The organism is Catenuloplanes indicus, from assembly GCF_030813715.1.
Taxonomy (GTDB): Bacteria; Actinomycetota; Actinomycetes; order Mycobacteriales; family Micromonosporaceae; genus Catenuloplanes; species Catenuloplanes indicus.
In genome coordinates this window covers 4244660-4262906 of the sequence record NZ_JAUSUZ010000001.1, presented here as the reverse complement: position 1 = coordinate 4262906, position 18247 = coordinate 4244660, and the positions used below count along the sequence as shown (strand labels likewise).

Here is an 18247-nt window from a genome sequence, read left to right as displayed (position 1 = left end):
CGGACGAAGTCCTCACCGAGGGCTGACGGGCAATCTGCTCCGGATTCCGGGGCGGGGCGTGAAGTTAAAACGCGACACGCCCGACCGCGGGGGTCGGACAGCACAGGGTCGAGGGCCCTGTGCCCCGGGTCAAATCCGGCCGGTGAAACACCCGGCCGAGTCTGATCCGGGGGCATGCCGAGGAGTTCTACTCGGCAGGTAGCGGCATCGAGAGAAGGAAACAGAAGCCACCATGGCGGGACAGAAGATCCGCATCCGGCTCAAGGCCTACGACCACGAGGTCGTCGATTCCTCGGCGCGGAAGATCGTCGAGACGGTGACGCGCACCGGGGCGCAGGTCGCGGGCCCGGTGCCGCTGCCCACGGAGATCAACCGTTTCTGCGTGATCCGTTCGCCGCACAAGTACAAGGACTCGCGCGAGCACTTCGAGATGCGTACGCACAAGCGTCTGATCGACATCATCGACCCGACTCCGAAGACGGTCGACTCGCTCATGCGTCTCGACCTGCCGGCCGGCGTCGACATCGAGATCAAGCTGTAGGGACTGCGAACTCATGGACAGGCAAGTGAAGGGCATCCTGGGCGCCAAGCTCGGCATGACCCAGGTCTGGGACAACAACAAGGTTGTCCCGGTGACCGTGGTGCAGGCCGGCCCGTGCGTCGTGACCCAGGTCCGCACCGCTGACACGGACGGCTACTCCGCGATCCAGCTGGCGTTCGGTGCGATCGACCCCCGCAAGGCCAACAAGCCGCGGGCCGGGCACTTCGCCAAGGCCGATGTCGCGCCGCGTCGCCACATCGTCGAGCTGCGGACGACCGACGCCAGCGAGTACTCGCTCGGCCAGGAGGTCACCGTCGACTCGTTCCCGGTGGGTTCCCCGGTCGACGTGACCGGCCGGACCAAGGGCAAGGGCTTCGCCGGTGTCATGAAGCGGCACGGCTTCCACGGCCTCCGCGCGAGCCACGGTGTCGAGCGCAAGCACCGCTCCCCGGGCTCGATCGGCGCCTGCGCGACCCCCGGTCGCGTGTTCAAGGGCGTCCGCATGGCGGGCCGGATGGGCAGCGCGCGCTACACCGTGCAGAACCTGACCGTTCAGGCGGTCGACGTGGAGAACAACCTGCTGCTCGTCCGCGGTGCCATTCCCGGCCCCAAGGGCGCGCTGATCCTGGTTCGCTCCGCGGCGAAGGCCCCCGTCAAGAAGGGTGCTGCCAAGTGAGCTCCGTTGACGTGCTGAACACCGAGGGCGCGAAGGCCGGCTCCGTCGAGCTGCCCGCGGCGATCTTCGACGTGCAGGCCAACATCCCGCTGATGCACCAGGTCGTGGTGGCTCAGCTGGCGGCCGCCCGGCAGGGCACGCACAAGGCGAAGACCCGCGGTGAGGTCTCCGGCGGCGGCAAGAAGCCGTACAAGCAGAAGGGCACCGGCCGCGCCCGTCAGGGCTCGACCCGTGCGCCGCAGTTCGCCGGCGGTGGCGTCGTGCACGGCCCCGTGCCGCGCGACTACTCGCAGCGGACCCCGAAGAAGATGAAGGCCGCCGCGCTGCGGGGCGCCCTCTCGGACCGGGCCCGCGACAACGCGGTGTTCGTGGTCGAGGCGTTCGTCTCCGGCGAGACGCCGTCGACGAAGGCCGCGCTGGCGACGCTGCGCAAGGTCACCGAGGAGACCAAGGTCCTGGTCGTGCTGACCGGCGTGGACGAGCTGAACTGGCTCTCGCTGCGCAACGAGCCGACCGTGCACCTGCTCGAGGTCGGGCAGCTCAACACGTACGACGTGTTGAACTCCTCCGCGGTGATCTTCACCAAGGACGCCTACGACGAGTTCACGGGCGCCGGCAAGGCCGAGGAGGGCGACAAGTGACCACCATCGCGGACCCGCGCGACATCATCATCGCGCCGGTGGTCTCCGAGAAGAGCTACAGCGTTCTCGACCAGAACTGGTACACGTTCCTGGTCCACCCGGACGCGAACAAGACCGCCATCAAGATCGCTATCCAGCAGATCTTCAACGTGCGCGTACTGACCGTGAACACTGCGAACCGCGAGGGCAAGCGGAAGCGGACGCGGACCGGTTTCGGCCAGCGCAAGGCTACGAAGCGCGCTCTGGTCAAGCTGGCCGACGGCGACCGCATCGAGGCCTTCGGCGGCCCGGTCAGCTGAGGGGTGTAGGACATGCCTATTCGTAAGTACAAGCCGACGACGCCGGGCCGCCGTGGTGGCTCCGTCGCGGACTTCGCCGAGATCACGCGCTCCACCCCGGAGAAGTCGCTGCTCGTGCCGCTGCCCAAGAAGGGTGGCCGCAACGCGCACGGCCGGATCACGACCCGTCACCAGGGTGGTGGCCACAAGCGTCAGTACCGCCTGATCGACTTCAAGCGGGCGGACAAGGACGGCATCCCGGCCAAGGTCGCGCACATCGAGTACGACCCGAACCGCACCGCCCGGATCGCGCTGCTGCACTACCTGGACGGCGAGAAGCGCTACATCCTCGCTCCGAAGGACCTGAAGCAGGGCGACAAGGTCGAGGCCGGCGTCGGCGCCGACATCAAGCCCGGCAACAACCTGCCGCTGCGCAACATCCCGGTGGGCACTCAGGTGCACGCGGTGGAGCTGCGCCCGGGCGGCGGTGCCAAGCTGGCCCGCTCGGCCGGCGTCGGCATCCAGCTGCTGGGCCGCGAGGACCAGTACGCGACGCTGCGTATGCCGTCCGGTGAGATCCGGCGCGTCGACGTGCGCTGCCGCGCCACCGTCGGCGAGATCGGCAACGCCGACCAGTCGAACATCAACTGGGGCAAGGCCGGCCGTATGCGGTGGAAGGGCAAGCGCCCGACCGTCCGTGGTGTCGCCATGAACCCGGTCGACCACCCGCACGGTGGTGGTGAGGGCAAGACCTCCGGTGGTCGCCACCCGGTCAACCCGGCTGGTAAGCCCGAGGGCCGTACCCGCCGCAAGGGCCAGGCGAGCGACAAGCTGATCGTCCGCCGCCGCTACGCGACCCGCAAGCGCGGCTGATAGAGACAGCTGGACTGGAGAACTGACATGCCTCGCAGCCTGAAGAAGGGCCCGTTCGTCGACGACCACCTGCTCAAGAAGGTGGAAGTCCAGAACGACAAGGGCTCCAAGAACGTCATCAAGACCTGGTCGCGTCGCTCGACGATCATCCCCGAGATGCTCGGGCACACGATCGCCGTGCACGACGGGCGCAAGCACGTCCCGGTGTTCGTCACCGAGGCGATGGTCGGCCACAAGCTCGGTGAGTTCGCTCTGACCCGCACGTTCAAGGGTCACGAGAAGGACGACCGCAAGAGCCGCCGGCGCTGAGCAGAAGTCACGGATTAGAGGATCAAGGGGTTACAGCGATGCCAGGAAAAGGCGACGCTCCGGTGCTGCCGGGCGCGCGGGCGGTGGCGCGGCACGTGCGCGTCTCGCCGATGAAGGCGCGTCGGGTGGTCGACCTCGTTCGTGGTCTGCCCGCGAAGGAGGCACTCACGGTGCTGCAGTTCGCACCGCAGTCGGCGAGCGAGCCGGTCTACAAGGTGCTGGCCAGCGCGATCGCGAACGCTGAGAACAACGAGCGGCTGGATCCTGACGCGCTGCTGGTCGCCGAGGCGTTTGTGGACGAGGGCCCGACGCTCAAGCGGTTCCGGCCGCGCGCTCAGGGTCGGGCTTACCGCATCCGCAAGCGCACCTGCCACATCACGATCGCCGTCGAGGCTGTGGCGCCGAAGGCGCGGCCGGCCAAGAAGGCCGCTGCCAAGAAGGCCGCTCCCGCGGCCGAGCAGCCCAAGAACGAGACGGAGGCGGCCGAGTAATGGGTCAGAAGGTTCACCCGCACGGGTTCCGACTCGGCATCTCGACCGACTGGAAGTCCCGCTGGTTCGCGGACAAGCTCTACAAGGACTACATCGGCGAGGATGTCAAGATCCGCCGGATGATGTCCCGGGGCCTGGAGCGCGCCGGCATCTCCAAGGTGGACATCGAGCGCACCCGGGACCGGGTCCGCGTCGACATCCACACCGCCCGTCCGGGCATCGTCATCGGCCGTAAGGGCGCGGAGGCGGACCGGATCCGTGGCGAGCTGGAGAAGCTCACCGGCAAGCAGGTGCAGCTGAACATCCTCGAGGTCAAGAACCCCGAGTCGGACGCGCAGCTGGTCGCCCAGGGCGTTGCCGAGCAGCTCTCCAGCCGGGTCAGCTTCCGTCGTGCCATGCGCAAGGCGATGCAGTCCGCGATGAAGAACCCGGTCTGCAAGGGCATCCGGGTGCAGGTCTCGGGCCGCCTCGGCGGCGCCGAGATGAGCCGCACGGAGTTCTACCGTGAGGGTCGCGTCCCGCTGCACACGCTGCGGGCCAACATCGAGTACGGCTTCTTCGAGGCCCGTACCACCTTCGGCCGGATCGGCGTGAAGGTGTGGATCTACAAGGGTGACGCCGTGCCGGGCCGCGAGGCTCCGCAGGACACGGCCCCGTCCCGTCCGCGCCGTGAGCGTGGCGACCGGCCCGAGCGGCCGCGTCGTGGCCGGTCCGGTTCGTCCGGCACCACCGCGGGCGGCACCGAGGCCGGGCGCGCGGCGGCTGCCGCGCAGCAGCAGTCGGACACGCCGACCGGTGAGTCCGTCAGCAACGCGGCCGTCGCGGCCGCGCCGGCTGTCGCAGAAACGCAGCAGGAGGGCTGACACATGCTGATCCCGCGCAAGCCCCCGAAGGGCTTCCGCAAGCCGCACCACCCGGACCGTCACGGTGCGAGTAAGGGCGGCAACCGAGTGGTGTTCGGTGAGTTCGGTATCCAGGCTCTGGAGCCGGCCTACGTCACCAACCGGCAGATCGAGTCGGCCCGTATCGCGATGACCCGCCACATCAAGCGTGGCGGTAAGGTCTGGATCACGGTCTTCCCGGACCAGGCGCTGACCAAGAAGCCGGCTGAGACCCGCATGGGTTCCGGTAAGGGCTCGCCCGAGTGGTGGGTCGCGAACATCAAGCCGGGCCGCGTCCTGTTCGAGATGTCCTTCCCGAACGAGGCGATCGCGCGTGAGGCGATGCGCCGCGCGATTCACAAGCTGCCGATGAAGTGCCGCATCGTGAAGCGCGAAGTGGGTGAGGCGTGATGGCAGCCGGTACCAAGGCCACCGAGTTCCGTGAGCTCTCCGATGAGGAGCTGACCGCGAAGCTCAAGGAGGCCAAGGCGGAGCTGTTCAACCTCCGAGTGCAGGGCGCCACGGGGCAGCTCGACAACAACCGGCGGCTGCCTGTCGTCCGCCGGGAGATTGCCCGGATCTACACGATTCTGCGTGAGCGGGAGCTCGGTCTCTCGTCCGCGCCGTCTGAGGTGACTGCGTGATGAGTGAAGAGAACGCCACGGCCGCTCGCCGCCAGCGCAAGGTCCGTGAGGGCCTTGTCGTGAGCGACAAGATGGACAAGACCGTCGTCGTCGAGGTCGAGGACCGGGTCAAGCACGCGCTGTACGGCAAGGTCATCCGTCGTACCCGCAAGCTGAAGGTGCACGACGAGCAGAACGCCGCCGGCGTCGGCGACCGCGTCTCCCTGATGGAGACCCGGCCGCTGTCCGCCACCAAGCGGTGGCGGATCGTCGAGATCCTCGAGAAGGCGAAGTAGCCCGACAGGTTCCGGGGCTTCGGCCCCGGCACGTGTCGGTGCGGGAAATCAGCCCGCGCCTAGCGCGGACCAGGTTCCGCCAAGCTCCGCCCCCTCCCGGGCGGAGAACTGGCAGACATAGGAGATAGACGTGATCCAGCAGGAGTCGCGACTGCGTGTCGCCGACAACACGGGTGCCAGGGAGATCCTGTGCATCCGGGTGCTCGGCGGCTCGGGTCGGCGCTACGCGAGCATCGGCGACGTCATCGTGGCCACCGTCAAGGACGCGATCCCGGGCGCCGGTGTCAAGAAGGGCGACGTCGTCAAGGCGGTCGTCGTCCGTACCGCGAAGGAGCGGCGCCGGCCCGACGGGTCGTACATCCGCTTCGACGAGAACGCCGCCGTGATCATCAAGGACGGCGGTGACCCCCGTGGCACCCGTATCTTCGGCCCGGTGGGCCGCGAGCTGCGGGACAAGCGGTTCATGAAGATCATTTCGCTCGCCCCGGAGGTGTTGTGACCGTGAAGGTCAAGAAGGGCGACACGGTCGAGGTCATCGCCGGGAAGGACAAGGGCGTTCGGGGTAAGGTCATCGCGGCCTACCCCCGCCTGGACAAGGTCCTGGTCGAGGGCGTGAACCGAGTCAAGAAGCACCAGCGCATCCAGACCACCCAGCGTGGCGCCAAGACCGGTGGCATCGTGACGCAGGAGGCTCCCATTCACGTCTCGAACGTGATGGTGGTCGACTCCGACGGCAACCGGACCCGGGTGGGCTACCGGATCGACGAGAACGGCACCAAGATCCGTATCTCGCGCCGCAGCGGTAAGGAACTGTGATGACGGCAGCTACCGAAACCAAGACGCTGCCGCGCCTCAAGGCGCGGTACCGCAACGAGATCATCGCGCAGCTGCGTGAGCAGTACGAGTACTCGAACGCCATGCAGGTCCCCGGTCTGGTGAAGATCGTGGTCAACATGGGTGTCGGTGAGGCCGCGCGTGACGCCAAGCTCATCGACGGTGCTGTGCGTGATCTGGCCACCATCACCGGTCAGAAGCCGCTGGTCCGCCGGGCCCGCAAGTCCATCGCGCAGTTCAAGCTGCGCGAGGGCATGCCGATCGGCGCGAAGGTCACCCTTCGCGGCGACCGGATGTGGGAGTTCCTGGACCGGCTGCTGTCGATCGCGCTCCCGCGTATCCGCGACTTCCGCGGTCTCGACGGGCGCAAGCTCGACGGCAACGGCAACTACACGTTCGGTCTGACCGAGCAGTCGGTGTTCCACGAGATCGACCAGGACCGGATCGACCGTACCCGGGGCATGGACATCACCGTGGTGACCTCGGCGAAGACCGACGATGAGGGCCGGGCGCTGCTGAAGCTCCTGGGCTTCCCGTTCAAGGAGCAGTGAGCGAGACATGGCCAAGAAGGCGCTGATCCTGAAGGCGGCCGCGAAGCCCAAGTTCGCGGTGCGCGCGTACACCCGTTGCCAGCGGTGCGGCCGGCCGAAGGCCGTCTACCGCAAGTTCGGTCTGTGCCGCGTCTGCATCCGGGAGATGGCCCACCGCGGCGAGCTGCCCGGTGTGTCGAAGGCTTCCTGGTAACCATCCGCCACGCTGCGCTTTTCACAGAGAAGACAGTGGCACCTCTTCGCCGTAGGCCCCGGCACGTCGCCTGGGAACCCCGGCGAGAAAGGCTGACAAACCAATGACCATGACTGACCCGATCGCAGACATGCTCACGCGTCTGCGTAACGCCAACCAGGCGTATCACGACCGGGTGGCGATGCCCTACTCGAAGATCAAGGCGAACATCGCCGAGGTCCTCAAGGCCGAGGGTTACATCGCCAGCTGGTCGGTCGAGGACCCGGAAGAGGACGTCGTCGGCAAGAAGCTGGTGGTCGAGCTGAAGTACGGCTCGAGCCGCGAGCGCAGCCTCGCCGGCATCCGCCGGGTGTCCAAGCCCGGTCTGCGGGTGTACGCCAAGTCCCCGGAGCTGCCGCGCGTGCTCGGCGGCCTCGGCGTGGCGATCATCTCGACGTCCCAGGGGCTGCTCACCGACCGGCAGGCCCGCAAGCGAGGGGTGGGCGGGGAAGTCCTCGCCTACGTCTGGTGAGGAAGAGCTCTAATGTCGCGAATCGGACGTAAGTCTATTGCCGTGCCGGCCAACGTCGATGTCAAGATCGACGGTGCCGTTGTCACGGTGAAGGGCCCCAAGGGCGAGCTGTCGCACACCCTGGCGGAGCCGATCACCGCTGAGCGCGCTGAGGACGGCACCATTCAGGTCAGCCGCCCCAACGACGAGCGGAAGGCGAAGGAGCTGCACGGCCTCAGCCGGACGCTCGTCGCCAACATGATCGTCGGCGTGACCGAGGGTTACCGGAAGTCGCTGGAGATCAACGGCACCGGTTACCGGGTCACCGCCAAGGGCAACGACCTCGAGTTCGCCCTCGGCTTCTCGCACCCCGTGGTGATCCAGCCTCCGGCGGGCATCACGTTCACCGTCGAGCGCCCGACCCTGTTCCACGTGGCCGGCATCGACAAGCAGCTGGTGGGCGAGGTCTCCGCGAACATTCGCAAGATCCGTCCGCCGGAGCCCTACAAGGGCAAGGGCGTGAAGTACCAGGGCGAGGTCATCCGCCGTAAGGCTGGAAAGGCAGGCAAGAAGTGAGCGCCACGCTGCTCAAGCGCCGCAACGGCGGCGGGATCGCCGCGAAGCGGGCCGTCGGCCGCGCGCGTCGTCACTTCCGGCTGCGCACCGTCGTGCGTGGCACGGAGGAGCGTCCTCGCCTGGTCGTCACCCGGTCCCTGCGGCACATCACGGCCCAGGTCGTGGACGACGGCAAGGGGCACACCCTCGCGTCGGCCTCGACGATGGACGCCACCATCCGTGGCGGCGAGGGCGACAAGAGCGCCCTGGCCGGCAAGGTCGGCACGCTCCTCGCCGAGCGGGCCAAGGCCGCTGGCGTCAGCAAGGTCGTCTTCGACCGCGGCGGCAACCGGTACGCGGGGCGCATCGCCGCCCTGGCGACGGCCGCCCGCGAAGCCGGACTCGAGTTCTAGGAAGGAAGACCAATGCCAGGTCAACAGCGCCGAGGCGGCGGGTCCGGCGGTTCTGAAGGTGGCGGCGGCCGTCGCGAGGGCCGCGGCCGCGACGGTGGCCGGGGTAACGCTCCGGCCGAGAAGACCCCGCACCTCGAGCGGGTCGTCGCGATCAACCGTGTCGCGAAGGTCGTCAAGGGCGGTCGTCGCTTCAGCTTCACCGCGCTCGTGATCGTGGGCGACGGCGACGGAACCGTCGGCGTCGGCTACGGCAAGGCCAAGGAGGTGCCCGCGGCGATCGCCAAGGGTGTCGAGGAGGCCAAGAAGCACTTCTTCAAGGTGCCGCGCATCGCCGCGTCCATCCCGCACCCGGTGCAGGGTGAGGACGCCGCCGGTGTCGTGCTCCTGAAGCCGGCCTCCGCCGGTACCGGCGTCATCGCCGGTGGCCCGGTGCGTGCCGTGCTGGAGTGCGCGGGCATCCACGACATCCTGTCGAAGTCGCTGGGCTCGTCCAACCCGATCAACATCGTGCACGCCACGGTCGCGGCTCTCAAGAAGCTCGAGTCGCCCGAGGCTGTCGCGGCCCGTCGTGGCCTGCCGGTCGAGGACGTCGCTCCGGCCGCCATGCTCGCGGCGCGTGCAGGGGCGGGGGTCTGAGATGGCTCGCCTGAAGGTGACGCAGCTGCGATCCACCATCGGCGCCAAGCACAACCAGCGTGAGTCGCTGCGTTCGCTCGGCCTGAAGCGGATCAACGATGTGGTGGTCAAGGAGGATCGGCCGGAGATTCGCGGCATGATCTTCGCGGTGAACCACCTCGTGAAGGTGGAGGAGGTCGACTAATGACCATCCGGATTCATGACCTCCGGCCGGCGCCCGGAGCCAAGAAGGCCAAGACCCGCGTGGGTCGCGGTGAGGGCTCCAAGGGCAAGACCGCCGGTCGCGGTACCAAGGGTTCCAAGGCCCGCAAGAACATCTCGGCGGCGTTCGAGGGTGGTCAGATGCCCATCCACATGCGCCTGCCGAAGATGAAGGGCTTCAAGAACAAGAACAAGGTCGTCTTCCAGGTCGTGAACCTGGACCGGCTCGCCGAGCTGTTCCCGAACGGCGGCGAGGTCGGACCGGACGAGCTGGTCGCGAAGGGCGCGGTTCGCCGCGGTCACGCGATCAAGGTGCTCGGCACGGGCGACCTGAACGGCGTTGCGATCCAGGTCAAGGCGGATGCGTTCAGCGCGTCGGCCAAGGAGAAGATCGCGGCGGCCGGCGGCTCGGCGACCGAGCTGTAAGCACGACATGCGTACGAGGGTGCTGAATTCGCCTGCCGTTGGTGGGCGGATCAGCACCCTCGTCGTAGTGTCTGGTGAGGCATCGCACCGTTAAAAGGGGAGGCGCGGTGTCGAACCGACTACGCCGTGCCGTTAATATCGGGGCCGGTGTATGTGCCCGGCCATGCTGACCGGGCACGTCGCCGACTGTTAGAGTCCGTTTCCAGCCCATGGATACGCGGGTGTCGCAACCGGGACCCGCTCCGACCGCCATCGTGGCGGCTACCTCGCGCAGGAGGAAGAAGTTGCTCTCCGCCTTTCTCAGTGCGTTCCGCACGCCTGACCTGCGCAAAAAGCTGCTGTTTACAGTCGCCATCATCGCGGTCTACCGGCTCGGAGCGACACTCCCAAGCCCTGGCGTCTCGTTCAGCAACGTGCAGAAGTGCATCGACGTCATGGAGTCCGGTGCCACCAGCGGGGTCTTCTCGCTGCTGAACCTGTTCTCCGGCGGCGCGCTGTTGTCCCTGTCGGTCTTCGCGCTGGGCATCATGCCCTACATCACCGCGTCGATCATCCTGCAGCTCCTGACGGTGGTGATCCCGCGCCTCGAACAGCTCCGCAAGGAGGGCCAGTCCGGCCAGGCGAAGATCACCCAGTACACGCGGTACCTGACGCTCGGCCTCGCGGTCCTGCAGTCCTCGGCCTTCGTGGCCCTGGCGCGGTCCGGCCAGCTGTTCAGCAACCAGTGCGACCAGTTCCCGATCGTCCCGGAGAACACCGGGCTGCCGATGTGGATCACCCTGGTCGCGCTGGTCATCACGATGACCGCCGGCACCGGTGTGGTGATGTGGCTCGGCGAGCTGATCACCGACCGCGGCGTCGGCAACGGCATGTCGGTCCTGATCTTCACCTCGATCGCGGCTCGCCTCCCCAGCGAGGGCTGGGCGATCAAGGAGTCCCGCGGCTGGGGCTGGTTCATCGCGGTTCTCGTGATGGTCCTGCTGGTCATCACGCTGGTCGTCTTCATCGAGCAGGCACAGCGTCGCATCCCGGTGCAGTACGCGAAGCGCATGATCGGCCGGAAGATGTACGGCGGCACCTCGACGTACATCCCGCTGAAGGTCAACCAGGCCGGTGTCATCCCGGTGATCTTCGCGTCCTCGCTGCTCTACCTGCCGCAGCTGATCCTGCAGTTCTTCGACCAGAACGACCCGGGGCCGGTGCAGACCTGGGTGCAGAACAACATCGTGGATCCCGCGTCGTGGATGCACATCGTGATCTACTTCTTGTTGATCATCTTCTTCACCTACTTCTACGTCTCCATCACGTTCAACCCGACCGAGGTTGCGGAGAACATGAAGAAGTACGGTGGTTTCGTCCCGGGTATCCGCCCGGGGAAGCCGACGGCGGACTATCTTGACTTCATCCTTAGTCGCATCACGCTGCCCGGTTCGCTGTACCTTGGTGTGATCTCGATTCTGCCCAACTTCTTCTTCATCTGGCTCGACAACAACCAGTTCCAGAACTTCCCGTTCGGTGGCACCGCGGTGCTCATCATGGTTGGTGTGGGCTTGGAGACGGTGAAGCAGATCGAGAGCCAGCTCATGCAGCGGAACTACGAAGGGTTCCTGCGCTAGTGGGCGGGCGGAGCGAGCGAGCCAGGGGGGCGCATAGGTGAGACTCGTACTGGTTGGTCCCCCGGGGGCGGGCAAAGGGACCCAGGCCGAGTTCATCGCCGCCCACCTGGCCGTGCCGAAGATCTCGACCGGTGACATCTTCCGGGCGAACGTGGCTCAGGGGACGCCGCTCGGTGTCGAGGCCAAGCGCTACATGGACGCGGGCCAGCTGGTCCCGGACGAGGTCACGATCAACATGGTCCGGGAGCGGCTGGCCGAGCCGGACTCCGCGGACGGCTTCCTGCTGGACGGCTTCCCGCGTACCACGCCCCAGGCGAACGCGCTGGACAAGCTGCTGGCCGACCTGGGCACCGCGCTGGACATCGTGCTGGAGCTCGTCGTCGACGACGACGAGGTGATCCGGCGCCTGTCCGGCCGGCGCACCTGCCGTGGTTGCGGGAAGATCTGGCACGTCGAGTTCGACGCGCCGTCCCGGGAGGACATCTGCGACCGGTGCGGCGGCGAGCTGTTCCAGCGCGACGACGACAAGGCCGAGACGATCGCGGAGCGGCTGCGGGTCTACGCCCGCGACACCGCACCGCTGGTCGACTACTACGGGGCACAGGGCAAGCTGGTCGGCATCGACGCCACCGGCCCGGTCGAGGACGTCACGGTCCGCGCGATCGACGCACTGCGGTCCTACGGCGGCTGAACCGGCCGCCATCGAAGCGGGGAGAGCCGGCCAGCCGCATACACGCGGTTGAGCCGGCTCTGGCCGTTCAGGGCGTCGCTGAGCGGCGCCGACACGTGCACGAGAGTCAGAGGGTACGCATGCGCCGCCAGCAGCTGAAGATTCAGCTGAAGACCACGGACCAGATAGTCAAGATGCGGGCCGCCGGGCTCGTCGTGGCCGAGGCCCTGGAACAGATGCGTGCGGCGGTCGCGCCGGGCGTATCCACCGCGGACCTGGACCGGATCGCCGAGAAGGTCATCCGGGACGCCGGCGCGGTGCCGTCGTTCAAGGGCTACCACGGCTACCCGGCGTCGATCTGCTCCTCGGTGAACGAGCAGATCGTGCACGCGATCCCGTCCGAGAAGCAGGTGCTCCAGGAGGGCGACCTGATCTCGATCGACTGCGGCGCGGTGCTGGACGGCTGGCACGGCGACTCGGCGATCACGGTCGGCGTCGGCGAGGTGCGTCCGGAGCTGCTGAAGATGGCCGCGGTCGCGGAGGACGCGATGTGGGCCGGGCTGGCGGCGGCGGCACGCGGTGCGGCGTCGGGCCGGGGCAAGCTGTCCGACATCTCGCACGCGGTGGAGCAGGCGGTGCGCGCGGGCGGCCGCTACGGGATCGTCGAGGGGTACGGCGGGCACGGCATCGGTACGGAGATGCACCAGGACCCGCACGTGCTGAACTACGGCCGGCCGGGGCGGGGCGTCTCGCTGACGAACGGGCTGTGCCTGGCGATCGAGCCGATGATCACGCTGGGCTCGCCGAAGTCGATTGAGCTGTCCGACGGCTGGACGGTGATCACCAAGGACCGGTCCGTGGCGGCGCACGTGGAGCACTCGATGGCGCTGCTGGAGGACGGCATCTGGGTGCTGACCGCGGTCGACGGCGGCCGCGAGCGCCTCGGCGATCTGGTCACCGCGCGCCAGCCCGCCACGAACTGACGCGCTCACCCGCTCAGGTCGGTGGGCGGGCGGGCCACAGCTGATCAGGCGTCACCCGCGTCGCTGGAGCGACATGGGTGACGCCTGAGGCATATCCCGGCGCGGTCGCGAGTTCCGTAGTGCCCCGGCGTCGGTGCGCGAAGTGCGCGACGGTGACCGGGTGCATGAGCCGGCGGCGGGCGGCGGGCGGCGGAGCTGACGGTGTGCGTAGTCCGGCGGTACGCCGCGGGGGGTGACCGGGTGCATGAACCGGCGGCACGCCGCGGGGGTGACCGGCGACGGAGGCCGCCGCCGGCGGGTCTGGGCGGGTGGGCGCCGGGTGCTCAGGAGAGGCCGGGGAGGGCCGCGCCCGTACCCACTGATGATCTTGATTTGGTTTGTCGGGCGGTGCCATGCTGGTACGCATGGGGCGTGAGGAGATGCGTGCGGCCGACGCTGATCGCGAGGCGGTCGCGGAGCGGCTGCGCGTCGCGCTCAACGAGGGGCGGCTGGACCTTGCCGAGTTCGATGAGCGGCTCGGCCGGGCCTACGCGGCCAAGACCTACGGCGATCTCGATCCCCTGCTGACCGACCTGCCGGATGTCGCGCCCGCGGAGCGGCAGCGGCTGGCGGTGCCGGCGGCCGGTGCGGTGCAGGGCGCGGTGGTGGTGCCGGAGTGGCCGGTCGGGGCGGACGGGCGGTATCTGGATGCGACGCGTCGCTGGCTGATCGAGAACTGGGCGCCCTATCTGGGTGTCGTCGGGATGGTGGTGGCGATCTGGGCGCTGCAGGCGGTGCAGAGTGACGACGGCATCGGTGCGTTCTGGCCGGGTTGGGTGGCCGGGCCGTGGGGGATCTTCCTGGTGATCGCGACGATGGCCGGTCTGGCGAACGGTGAGCCGCAGCGGTGGGCGGCGAAGCAGGCCCGGAAGCGGTTGAAGGCGGCCGAGGACGGTGACTCCGACGAGTGATTTAGGCCCTTACGTCCGGTTATCGGCGGCCCGCGACACACCCGACCGCGGGATGCGTGACCTCGGTTTGGTGTCGATGTAATGCGCGGCGTACACTCGTTGATTGGCGCACAGCGTCCCTTCCGTCATGTCCACCAGCGCTTCGGTGGGTGGCGGGGCCGCGGCTGGCGTGAGGCGATTCTGTCTCGCGAGTGGCGTTGTGTGCTCGTCCCATAACCGATTGTCAGGTAGCGGAGGACATGCCGAAGAAAGACGGAGCCATCGAGATCGAAGGCCGAGTGATCGAGCCACTGCCGAACGCAATGTTCAGGGTGGAGCTCGCCAACGGTCACAAGGTGCTGGCTCACATCAGCGGCAAAATGCGGCAGCACTACATCCGCATTCTGCCCGAGGACCGGGTCGTCGTGGAACTCTCTCCGTACGACCTCACCCGTGGGCGCATCGTCTATCGGTACAAGTAAGCCCACCGCTATTTGATCGACGGGGCGGGATTTCCTGTGTCCGTCACCCGTGCCAGCCGGGCGGCTATCGTGCCGTGCCGGTGACACGGATGAACAGCAAAGGCGCACCGTGAAGGTCAAGCCGAGCGTCAAGAAGATCTGCAACAAGTGCCGCGTCATCCGCCGGCACGGCCGGGTCATGATCATTTGTGAGGACCCGCGCCACAAGCAGCGCCAGGGCTGATTCTGGCGACCGGGGTCCGACGCGCCCCCGACAGCTGAGTTCGTTCCCGCCGCGATTCGTCGCGGTGCACCCCCGGTCGGAGGCCGGGGCCCCGCCGGGCAGGCGCACGCGCGCCAGTGCGGGGGAGGGGACGGCGCAGACCTCCGTGAGAAGAAGTTGAGGAGTACGCCCGCACATGGCACGTCTAGTCGGCGTCGACCTCCCCCGCGAGAAGCGGATGGAGATCGCGCTCACCTACATCTTCGGGGTCGGACGGACCCGCGCCGTCGAGGCGCTGGCCGCGACCGGCATCGATCCGAACAAGCGCGCCAAGGACCTCACCGATGAGGAAGTCGTGCAGCTGCGCGACTACATCGAGGGGAACTTCAAGGTAGAGGGCGACCTGCGCCGCGAGGTCGCCGCGGATATTCGCCGCAAGGTCGAGATCGGCTGCTACGCCGGCATCCGGCACCGTCGGGGTCTTCCGGTCCGCGGTCAGCGGACCCGGACGAACGCTCGTACCCGCAAGGGTCCGAAGCGCACCGTCGCCGGCAAGAAGAAGCCCGGCAAGAAGTAGTAAGTCCCGATCTCACCCATATAGGAGCGCAGAGAGCTTATGCCACCCAAGGCACGCGCTGGGGCCGCAGTCAAGAAGGTCCGGCGCAAGGAACGCAAGAACGTCGCCCACGGGCAGGCGCACATCAAGAGCACCTTCAACAACACCATCGTGTCCATCACGGACCCGACCGGTGCTGTCATCTCCTGGGCCTCCGCCGGCCAGGTGGGCTTCAAGGGCTCCCGCAAGTCGACTCCGTTCGCCGCGCAGATGGCCGCCGAGGCCGCCGCGCGTCGCGCCATGGAGCACGGCATGCGCAAGGTCGACGTGTTCGTCAAGGGCCCCGGCTCCGGCCGGGAGACCGCCATCCGTTCGCTGCAGGCCGTCGGTCTCGAGGTCGGGCAGATCTCCGACGTCACGCCGCAGCCGCACAACGGGTGCCGTCCGCCGAAGCGTCGCCGGGTCTGAGAGGTAGAGGAAGAAAATGGCTCGCTACACGGGTGCCGACTGCCGCCGTTGCCGGCGCGAGAAGATGAAGCTGTTCCTCAAGGGCAGCAAGTGCGACGGACCGAAGTGCCCCTTCGAGTCCCGTCCGTTCCCGCCCGGCCAGCACGGCCGCGGCCGGACCAAGGAGTCGGAGTACCTGCTCCAGCACCGCGAGAAGCAGAAGGCCCGTCGCGTCTACGGCGTGCTGGAGAAGCAGTTCCGCGGTTACTACGACGAGGCCGTCTCCAAGAAGGGCAAGACCGGTGAGGTCCTGCTCCAGATCCTGGAGACCCGTCTCGACAACGTCGTCTACCGGTCCGGCTGGGCCTCGTCGCGCGACATGGCGCGGCAGCTGGTCAAGCACGGCCACTTCCTGGTGAACGGCAAGAAGGTCGACATCCCGTCGTACCGGATCAAGGAGCACGACATCGTCGAGGTCCGCGAGAAGTCTCGCGAGATGACCCCGTTCGTCGTCGCGTCGGCCCAGGCCGGCGGTCGCACCATTCCGGCGTGGCTGGAGTCGATCCCGAGCCAGTTCAAGGTTCTGGTCCACTCGCTCCCGAGCCGGCAGGTCATCGACACGCAGGTCCAGGAGCAGCTGATCGTCGAGCTTTACTCCAAGTAAGGCTGTTGTCCGGCGGCGCCTCGCGGAGGCGCCGCCGGTCGTCAAGTTTGGGCAGCAAATAGCGGCTGCCCCGAACGAAAGAAGAAGTTCTGTGCTTATCACCCAGCGGCCGGCCCTCTCCGAGGAGCCGATCAGCGAGACCCGCTCGAAGTTCATCATCGAGCCGCTCGAGCCCGGCTTCGGCTACACGCTCGGCAACTCGCTCCGTCGTACCCTGCTCTCCTCGATCCCGGGTGCGGCCGTCACCAGCATCAAGGTCGACGGCGTTCTGCACGAGTTCACCACGATCCCGGGCGTCAAGGAGGACGTGGTCGAGCTCGTCATGAACGTGAAGGAGCTGTGCGTCAGCTCCGAGCACGACGAGCCGGTCAGCATGTACCTGCGCAAGGCGGGCCCGGGCGACGTCACCGCGGGGGACATCCAGCCCCCGGCCGGCGTCTCCGTGCACAACCCCGACCTGAAGCTGGCCACGCTGAACGGTAAGGGCCGGCTCGACATGGAGCTGACCGTCGAGCGGGGTCGTGGCTACGTCACCGCCGCGCAGAACAAGCAGGCCGGTGCGGAGATCGGGCGGATCCCCGTCGACTCGATCTACACGCCGGTGATGAAGGTGACCTACCGCGTCGAGGCCACCCGTGTCGAGCAGCGCACGGACTTCGACCGGCTGATCATCGACGTCGAGACCAAGGCGTCCATCTCCCCGCGTACCGCGCTGGCGTCCGCCGGTTCGACCCTGGTCGAGCTGTTCGGTCTCTGCCGCGAGCTGGACGAGACCGCCGAGGGCATCGACATCGGGCCGTCTCCGCAGGACGCGCAGCTGGCCGCCGACCTGGCGCTCCCGATCGAGGAGCTGGACCTCACGGTCCGGTCCTACAACTGCCTCAAGCGCGAGGGCATCAACACCGTGGGCGAGCTCATCGGGCGCACGGAAGCTGATCTCCTCGATATAAGGAATTTCGGGCAGAAGAGCATCGACGAGGTCAAGATGAAGCTGGCCGGCATGGGCCTGGGCCTGAAGGACTCCGCGCCCTCCTTCGACCCGACCAACGTCGTGGACTCGTTCGGCGAGGTCGACTACGACAGCGACGACTACCGCGAGACCGAGCAGCTGTAACTTTCCCCGCCGGGTTCTCTCCGGCTGAAGCGTATTCAGGAGCACCGAAATGCCTACGCCCACCAAGGGAGCCCGCCTCGGCGGCGGACCCGCGCACGAGAAGCTCATCCTGGCCAACCTGGCCACCGAGCTGTTCCGGCACGGGAAGATCAAGACCACGGAAGCCAAGGCGCGGCGGGTTCGTCCGCTGGCCGAGCAGCTGATCACCAAGGCCAAGCGCGGCGACCTGCACTCGCGCCGGCGGGTGCTCACCGTCGTCCGCGACAAGGACGTGGTGTTCGAGCTGTTCGACAAGATCGCACCGCGGTTCGAGAACCGTCCCGGCGGCTACACCCGGATCGTGAAGACCGGGCCGCGCCGCGGTGACGCCGCTCCGATGGCGATCATCGAGCTGGTCGAGGCGCTCGAGGTCGCGGCCGTCACCGGCCCGTCCAAGGCCGCCAAGAAGGCCGCTCGCCAGCAGGACAAGGTCGAGGCGCTGGCCCGCGAGGACGAGGCTCCGGCCACGACCTCCGCTCCGGCCGCCGCGGACACCGACGCCGACCAGGACGCCGACGCGCCGATCTCCGCCTCCGGTGACAAGGACGCGGACGGTCCCGGTACGCAGGCCGAGGGCGACGACAAGTAAGTCCGTTTTCTGGCAGGGCCCGGTCTCCTTCTGGGGACCGGGCCCTGC

The 18247-nt window shown here is 67.8% G+C and carries 32 protein-coding genes; all 32 read left to right on the top strand.

The window, feature by feature from the left end:
* The first annotated feature begins 232 nt into the window (after positions 1 to 232).
* The 32 genes from rpsJ (at position 233) to rplQ (ending at position 18199) form a co-directional block, all read left to right on the top strand.
* Complete coding sequence (gene rpsJ, locus J2S42_RS19150) at positions 233 to 541, top strand: 30S ribosomal protein S10 (RefSeq protein ID WP_007073037.1); 309 nt, start codon at positions 233 to 235, stop codon at positions 539 to 541.
* Positions 542 to 554: 13 nt separating this feature from the next.
* Positions 555 to 1217 carry a 50S ribosomal protein L3 gene (rplC, locus tag J2S42_RS19145; protein ID WP_307241054.1) on the top strand — a complete coding sequence of 221 codons (663 nt, stop codon included), beginning with the start codon at positions 555 to 557 and terminating at the stop codon, positions 1215 to 1217.
* On the top strand, positions 1214 to 1858 hold the full coding sequence (rplD, locus tag J2S42_RS19140) for a 50S ribosomal protein L4 (protein WP_307241051.1): 645 nt from the start codon (positions 1214 to 1216) through the stop codon (positions 1856 to 1858). The genes rplC and rplD overlap by 4 nt, the downstream gene beginning before the upstream one ends.
* Positions 1855 to 2157, top strand: a complete 303-nt coding sequence (gene rplW, locus J2S42_RS19135; protein ID WP_306837735.1) for a 50S ribosomal protein L23 — start codon at positions 1855 to 1857, stop codon at positions 2155 to 2157. The genes rplD and rplW overlap by 4 nt, the downstream gene beginning before the upstream one ends.
* 12 nt (positions 2158 to 2169) lie before the next feature.
* Positions 2170 to 3009: a 50S ribosomal protein L2 gene (rplB, locus tag J2S42_RS19130; RefSeq protein WP_307241049.1), complete on the top strand. Its 840-nt coding sequence runs from the start codon at positions 2170 to 2172 to the stop codon at positions 3007 to 3009.
* 27 nt (positions 3010 to 3036) lie between these two features.
* Complete coding sequence (gene rpsS / locus J2S42_RS19125) at positions 3037 to 3318, top strand: 30S ribosomal protein S19 (protein WP_007465299.1); 282 nt, start codon at positions 3037 to 3039, stop codon at positions 3316 to 3318.
* Between the two features lie 38 nt (positions 3319 to 3356).
* The gene (rplV, locus tag J2S42_RS19120; protein WP_035086821.1) at positions 3357 to 3809 is read left to right on the top strand and encodes a 50S ribosomal protein L22; all 453 of its coding nucleotides are present in this window, start codon (positions 3357 to 3359) and stop codon (positions 3807 to 3809) included.
* On the top strand, positions 3809 to 4672 hold the full coding sequence (gene rpsC, locus J2S42_RS19115) for a 30S ribosomal protein S3 (RefSeq protein WP_306837741.1): 864 nt from the start codon (positions 3809 to 3811) through the stop codon (positions 4670 to 4672). Before rplV ends, rpsC begins: the two co-directional genes overlap by 1 nt.
* Before the next feature lie 3 nt (positions 4673 to 4675).
* Complete coding sequence (gene rplP, locus J2S42_RS19110; RefSeq protein WP_306837743.1) at positions 4676 to 5101, top strand: 50S ribosomal protein L16; 426 nt, start codon at positions 4676 to 4678, stop codon at positions 5099 to 5101.
* Complete coding sequence (rpmC, locus tag J2S42_RS19105) at positions 5101 to 5334, top strand: 50S ribosomal protein L29 (RefSeq protein WP_306837746.1); 234 nt, start codon at positions 5101 to 5103, stop codon at positions 5332 to 5334. Before rplP ends, rpmC begins: the two co-directional genes overlap by 1 nt.
* Positions 5334 to 5609 carry a 30S ribosomal protein S17 gene (gene rpsQ / locus J2S42_RS19100; RefSeq protein ID WP_306837748.1) on the top strand — a complete coding sequence of 92 codons (276 nt, stop codon included), beginning with the start codon at positions 5334 to 5336 and terminating at the stop codon, positions 5607 to 5609. Before rpmC ends, rpsQ begins: the two co-directional genes overlap by 1 nt.
* A gap of 130 nt (positions 5610 to 5739) precedes the next feature.
* The gene (rplN, locus tag J2S42_RS19095; protein WP_007465279.1) at positions 5740 to 6108 is read left to right on the top strand and encodes a 50S ribosomal protein L14; all 369 of its coding nucleotides are present in this window, start codon (positions 5740 to 5742) and stop codon (positions 6106 to 6108) included.
* Positions 6105 to 6425, top strand: a complete 321-nt coding sequence (gene rplX / locus J2S42_RS19090) for a 50S ribosomal protein L24 (protein ID WP_306837755.1) — start codon at positions 6105 to 6107, stop codon at positions 6423 to 6425. Before rplN ends, rplX begins: the two co-directional genes overlap by 4 nt.
* Complete coding sequence (gene rplE, locus J2S42_RS19085; protein WP_307241047.1) at positions 6425 to 6994, top strand: 50S ribosomal protein L5; 570 nt, start codon at positions 6425 to 6427, stop codon at positions 6992 to 6994. The genes rplX and rplE overlap by 1 nt, the downstream gene beginning before the upstream one ends.
* Before the next feature lie 7 nt (positions 6995 to 7001).
* On the top strand, positions 7002 to 7187 hold the full coding sequence (locus J2S42_RS19080; protein WP_033342853.1) for a type Z 30S ribosomal protein S14: 186 nt from the start codon (positions 7002 to 7004) through the stop codon (positions 7185 to 7187).
* Positions 7188 to 7290: 103 nt separating this feature from the next.
* Positions 7291 to 7698 carry a 30S ribosomal protein S8 gene (gene rpsH / locus J2S42_RS19075; protein ID WP_307241044.1) on the top strand — a complete coding sequence of 136 codons (408 nt, stop codon included), beginning with the start codon at positions 7291 to 7293 and terminating at the stop codon, positions 7696 to 7698.
* 12 nt (positions 7699 to 7710) lie between these two features.
* Positions 7711 to 8253 (top strand): 50S ribosomal protein L6, encoded by a 543-nt coding sequence (gene rplF / locus J2S42_RS19070; RefSeq protein ID WP_307241042.1) that lies wholly within the window; start codon positions 7711 to 7713, stop codon positions 8251 to 8253.
* On the top strand, positions 8250 to 8645 hold the full coding sequence (rplR, locus tag J2S42_RS19065) for a 50S ribosomal protein L18 (protein WP_307241040.1): 396 nt from the start codon (positions 8250 to 8252) through the stop codon (positions 8643 to 8645). Before rplF ends, rplR begins: the two co-directional genes overlap by 4 nt.
* A 12-nt stretch (positions 8646 to 8657) precedes the next feature.
* Positions 8658 to 9281, top strand: a complete 624-nt coding sequence (gene rpsE, locus J2S42_RS19060; RefSeq protein ID WP_307241039.1) for a 30S ribosomal protein S5 — start codon at positions 8658 to 8660, stop codon at positions 9279 to 9281.
* A 1-nt stretch (position 9282) separates the two neighbouring features.
* Positions 9283 to 9465, top strand: a complete 183-nt coding sequence (rpmD, locus tag J2S42_RS19055) for a 50S ribosomal protein L30 (RefSeq protein WP_307241036.1) — start codon at positions 9283 to 9285, stop codon at positions 9463 to 9465.
* Positions 9465 to 9908, top strand: a complete 444-nt coding sequence (rplO, locus tag J2S42_RS19050) for a 50S ribosomal protein L15 (RefSeq protein ID WP_307241035.1) — start codon at positions 9465 to 9467, stop codon at positions 9906 to 9908. The genes rpmD and rplO overlap by 1 nt, the downstream gene beginning before the upstream one ends.
* A 284-nt stretch (positions 9909 to 10192) precedes the next feature.
* Positions 10193 to 11524, top strand: a complete 1332-nt coding sequence (gene secY / locus J2S42_RS19045; RefSeq protein WP_306837775.1) for a preprotein translocase subunit SecY — start codon at positions 10193 to 10195, stop codon at positions 11522 to 11524.
* A gap of 37 nt (positions 11525 to 11561) precedes the next feature.
* A complete protein-coding gene (locus tag J2S42_RS19040; protein WP_307241033.1) occupies positions 11562 to 12215 on the top strand; it encodes an adenylate kinase in 654 nt (217 codons plus the stop codon).
* Between the two features lie 119 nt (positions 12216 to 12334).
* The gene (map, locus tag J2S42_RS19035) at positions 12335 to 13177 is read left to right on the top strand and encodes a type I methionyl aminopeptidase (RefSeq protein ID WP_307241030.1); all 843 of its coding nucleotides are present in this window, start codon (positions 12335 to 12337) and stop codon (positions 13175 to 13177) included.
* Positions 13178 to 13581: 404 nt separating this feature from the next.
* Positions 13582 to 14127, top strand: coding sequence for a DUF1707 SHOCT-like domain-containing protein (locus tag J2S42_RS19030; protein WP_307241028.1), 546 nt, complete (start codon positions 13582 to 13584; stop codon positions 14125 to 14127).
* A gap of 239 nt (positions 14128 to 14366) precedes the next feature.
* Positions 14367 to 14588, top strand: coding sequence for a translation initiation factor IF-1 (infA, locus tag J2S42_RS19025; RefSeq protein ID WP_007073013.1), 222 nt, complete (start codon positions 14367 to 14369; stop codon positions 14586 to 14588).
* Positions 14589 to 14697: 109 nt separating this feature from the next.
* The gene (gene rpmJ, locus J2S42_RS19020) at positions 14698 to 14811 is read left to right on the top strand and encodes a 50S ribosomal protein L36 (protein ID WP_085066825.1); all 114 of its coding nucleotides are present in this window, start codon (positions 14698 to 14700) and stop codon (positions 14809 to 14811) included.
* Positions 14812 to 14986: 175 nt separating this feature from the next.
* The gene (gene rpsM, locus J2S42_RS19015; RefSeq protein WP_306837834.1) at positions 14987 to 15367 is read left to right on the top strand and encodes a 30S ribosomal protein S13; all 381 of its coding nucleotides are present in this window, start codon (positions 14987 to 14989) and stop codon (positions 15365 to 15367) included.
* Between the two features lie 39 nt (positions 15368 to 15406).
* Positions 15407 to 15814: a 30S ribosomal protein S11 gene (rpsK, locus tag J2S42_RS19010; protein WP_033342844.1), complete on the top strand. Its 408-nt coding sequence runs from the start codon at positions 15407 to 15409 to the stop codon at positions 15812 to 15814.
* Positions 15815 to 15830: 16 nt separating this feature from the next.
* Entirely contained in the window at positions 15831 to 16457 is a 627-nt protein-coding gene (rpsD, locus tag J2S42_RS19005; RefSeq protein ID WP_307241026.1) for a 30S ribosomal protein S4, read from the top strand.
* A gap of 91 nt (positions 16458 to 16548) precedes the next feature.
* The gene (locus tag J2S42_RS19000) at positions 16549 to 17571 is read left to right on the top strand and encodes a DNA-directed RNA polymerase subunit alpha (RefSeq protein WP_307241024.1); all 1023 of its coding nucleotides are present in this window, start codon (positions 16549 to 16551) and stop codon (positions 17569 to 17571) included.
* A 49-nt stretch (positions 17572 to 17620) separates the two neighbouring features.
* Positions 17621 to 18199, top strand: coding sequence for a 50S ribosomal protein L17 (gene rplQ / locus J2S42_RS18995; RefSeq protein ID WP_307241022.1), 579 nt, complete (start codon positions 17621 to 17623; stop codon positions 18197 to 18199).
* Positions 18200 to 18247: the final 48 nt, after the last annotated feature.